Below are 3,073 nucleotides of genomic sequence, written 5' to 3'. Positions count from 1 at the left end.
GCTACATGCCGGACGCCGACGACCGCGCGCCGTGGCTCGCGCGGACCCTCCGCGGTGGCCGAGCCGGAGGGAACCGCGCTCAACCCGCTGCACCTGGCCTGGGAGGCGGGCGCCCCCGTGCGGGAGATCTTCACCCGGAGCCTGGCCGAGGCCCGTATCCCGGGGCCCTCCGGTCAGACGACCGCGACGGGCTACGCGGCGAACGACATCAACCTCGCCGCACTCGCCGAGCACCGGCACGGCGCGGGCCGGGGCGCTCAGCATCTGCTCGTCGTCGGCACGGGGCACCGCGGCGTCGGCGGCGCGCTCGTGCTCGACGGCCGTCTGCACACGGGGAGTTCAGGCCTCGCGCTGGAAGTCGGGCACCTCACCGTCGACCCTGGCGGCCGGCCTTGCCACTGCGGCAGCCGCGGCTGTCTGGACGTGGAGACGGACCCGCTGGCGTTCCTTGAGGCGGCCGGACGCGACCCGGGCCCCGAGGTCTCCCTGCTGGAGAGGTCCCAGGAGCTGATCCGCACGGAGTACGCCACCGACCCCGCCGTGAGGACCGCCGTCGAGACGCTCATCGACCGGCTCGGCCAGGGCCTCGCCGGGCTCGTCAACATCCTCAACCCCGACCGAATCATCCTCGGCGGCCTGCACCGCACGCTGCTGGAGACGGACGGTGAACGGCTGCGCGCCGTCATCGCCGACCGGAGCCTGTGGGGCAGGAGCGGCAGCGTGCCCGTGCTGCCCAGCTCCCTCCAGCACAACAGCCTTGTGGGCGCAGCCGAGTTGGCATGGCAGCCTGTACTGGATGATCCGCTCGGCACCCTGGCAGCATGAACACGTGGACATCAGAGCCGGAGACGAGAGGGACTTGAGGCGCCTTCAGGACATCGAGCGGGCGGCGGGCGGCTGCTTCCGCGCCCTCGGCATGGACCTGGTCGCCGACGACGAGCCGCCGTCGCTCACCATGCTGCGCCGCTACACCCAGAACGGCGCACTGTGGGTGGCCGCCGCCGACGACTGCCCGGTCGCCTACGTCATGGTCGAGCCGGTGGACGGCAACGCCCACATCGAACAGGTCTCCGTCGACCCGGAGTTCGCGCGCCGGCGCATCGGGCGTGCCCTGATCGAGCACGTGGCGGACCGGGCGGCCGCCGCGGGCCTGCCCGCGCTCACGCTCTCCACCTTCGTCGACGTGCCGTGGAACGCGCCGTACTACGAGCGCTGCGGCTTCCGCACCCTCGAACCCGGCGAACTGACGCCCGGACTGCGGAAGATCCGCGCCGAGGAGGCGCTGGCAGGCCTGGACCACTGGCCCAGGGTCTGCATGCGCCGCGACCTGGGCACGGGTTGACGACGCCGGACGACGCCGGTCCCGCGGGCGTCCAAGGGGCGGCCCTTCCCGTACGGACAGCGACTCCTCACGAGCCCCTGCCGGCGGCCCCGGCGGTACGCTCGCCCCGTGATGACACCGCAGATCGCCGAGAGCCGGTACGTGAGTCTCGTGACCTTCCGGCGTGACGGCACCGCCGTGCCGACCCCCGTCTGGGCGGTCGAGGACGACGGTCGACTGCTCGTGTGGACACGGGACGACAGCGGGAAGGTCAAGCGCGTCCGCAACGGCGCACGCGTCACCGTCACCCCCTGCGACTCCCGCGGCCGTACCGCCCAGGGCGCAGAACCGGTCGAGGGCACCGCCCGGCTGATGACCGAGCAGGGCGGCCTGGCCCGCGTGCGCAAGGCGATGACCCGCAAGTACGGCTGGCAGTTCCGCGTCGTCGACTCCGGCGGGACCCTGCTCAGGCTCGGCAAGCGCCCCCACGTAGGGGTCGAAGTCACCCTCTGAGCCCGTACTCCGGCCGCGCCCGCTCCGACGGCAGCAGGCGGAGGCCGGTGCGCGTACTCCCTGCGGGGTAGGCGCACAGCCGCTGGCCGTACGACGACGGGGACCCCCTTCTGCGGCGACTCTCGGTAGCGAAGCACACCACCACTTCGCCACCGAGGAGTTGACCGACATGTTCGACCTTGCGAACTGGCACGACGGTGCGGGCCCCGGCCCGTGGATCCTGTTCTTCCCGCTGATCTGGGCCGCCGTCGTCGTCGGCGCGGTCTTCGTGCTGCGCCGCACCGTCTGGCGCGGACGCGGCCCCTGGCACGGGCGCGGCCCGGCTACGGCCGGTGGCGGACCCCGGCCGGAGAACTCCCCCCTCGACCTGCTCGGACGGCGCTTCGCCTCCGGTGAGATCGACGAGGACGAGTACTGGCGGCGCCTGTCCGTGCTCCAGGAGGGCGGCCGACCGCACAAGGACGGTCCGGCATGAGCGATCTCGCCGCACGCGTCGTCGACGCGGTGAAGATCTACGGCAGCGGTGAGACCGAGGTGCGGGCGCTGGACGGCGTCTCCCTCGGTTTCGCCGCCGGCCAGTTCACCGCGATCATGGGACCCTCCGGGTCCGGCAAGTCCACGCTGATGCACTGCGCGGCGGGCCTGGACACCCTCACTTCGGGGCAGGCCGACATCGGCGGGACGGAGCTGGGGCAGCTCAGCGACAAGCAGCTCACCCTCCTCCGCCGTGAACGCGTCGGCTTCGTCTTCCAGTCCTTCAACCTGCTTCCGACGCTGACCGTCGCCGAGAACATCAGCCTGCCCCGCGATCTTTCGGGCAGCCGGGCCGACGCGGAGTGGACGGACGCGCTCATCGACATCGTCGGACTGCGTGACCGCCTCCACCACCGGCCCGCCGAGCTCTCCGGCGGACAGCAGCAACGAGTCGCGGTGGCCCGGGCGTTCGCCGGTGCACCCGATGTCGTCTTCGCCGACGAACCGACCGGCAACCTCGACTCCCGTTCCGGGGAGGAGGTACTGCGGCTGCTGGGGGACGCCGTACGGCAGATGGGGCGCACGGTCGTGATGGTCACCCACGATCCGGTGGCCGCCGCGCACGCCGACGAGGTGGTCTTCCTGGCGGACGGACGGCTCGTGGACCGGATGGACTCGCCCACCGCCGAGAGCGTCCTGGACAGGCTCAAGGCCTTCGACGGCGTGGGGGCGGCGACATGACCGCCACCACGCCCGCCACCCGGC

Annotated in this window: 5 protein-coding genes; all 5 read left to right on the top strand. The window is 72.6% G+C overall.

Annotation, left to right across the window (positions count from 1 at the left end):
* Nucleotides 1–825, top strand: an 825-nt coding sequence (locus H5J26_RS29915; protein WP_181769091.1) for an ROK family protein, incomplete at its 5' end; no start/stop codon positions are given.
* A gap of 4 nt (nucleotides 826–829) precedes the next feature.
* Nucleotides 830–1,342 (top strand): GNAT family N-acetyltransferase, encoded by a 513-nt coding sequence (locus H5J26_RS29910; RefSeq protein ID WP_309238115.1) that lies wholly within the window; start codon nucleotides 830–832, stop codon nucleotides 1,340–1,342.
* A gap of 111 nt (nucleotides 1,343–1,453) precedes the next feature.
* Nucleotides 1,454–1,834 (top strand): PPOX class F420-dependent oxidoreductase, encoded by a 381-nt coding sequence (locus tag H5J26_RS29905; protein WP_181769092.1) that lies wholly within the window; start codon nucleotides 1,454–1,456, stop codon nucleotides 1,832–1,834.
* A gap of 169 nt (nucleotides 1,835–2,003) precedes the next feature.
* Entirely contained in the window at nucleotides 2,004–2,309 is a 306-nt protein-coding gene (locus tag H5J26_RS29900; protein WP_181769089.1) for an SHOCT domain-containing protein, read from the top strand.
* Nucleotides 2,306–3,049, top strand: a complete 744-nt coding sequence (locus H5J26_RS29895; RefSeq protein ID WP_181769088.1) for an ABC transporter ATP-binding protein — start codon at nucleotides 2,306–2,308, stop codon at nucleotides 3,047–3,049. The genes H5J26_RS29900 and H5J26_RS29895 overlap by 4 nt, the downstream gene beginning before the upstream one ends.
* Nucleotides 3,050–3,073 lie beyond the last annotated feature (24 nt).

The organism is Streptomyces albidus (ex Kaewkla and Franco 2022) (assembly GCF_013870515.1).
GTDB lineage: Bacteria > Actinomycetota > Actinomycetes > Streptomycetales > Streptomycetaceae > Streptomyces > Streptomyces albidus.
Note: the sequence above shows the minus strand (reverse complement) of the source record. Positions and strands in the feature narration are given on the sequence as shown.

What these genes read in the sequence shown, in the direction of transcription:
- H5J26_RS29905 (WP_181769092.1), top strand. Translation starts at nt 1,454, where the DNA reads ATGACACCGCAGATCGCCGAGAGCCGGTACGTGAGTCTCGTGACCTTC.
- H5J26_RS29900 (WP_181769089.1), top strand. Translation starts at nt 2,004, where the DNA reads ATGTTCGACCTTGCGAACTGGCACGACGGTGCGGGCCCCGGCCCGTGG.
- H5J26_RS29895 (WP_181769088.1), top strand. Translation starts at nt 2,306, where the DNA reads ATGAGCGATCTCGCCGCACGCGTCGTCGACGCGGTGAAGATCTACGGC.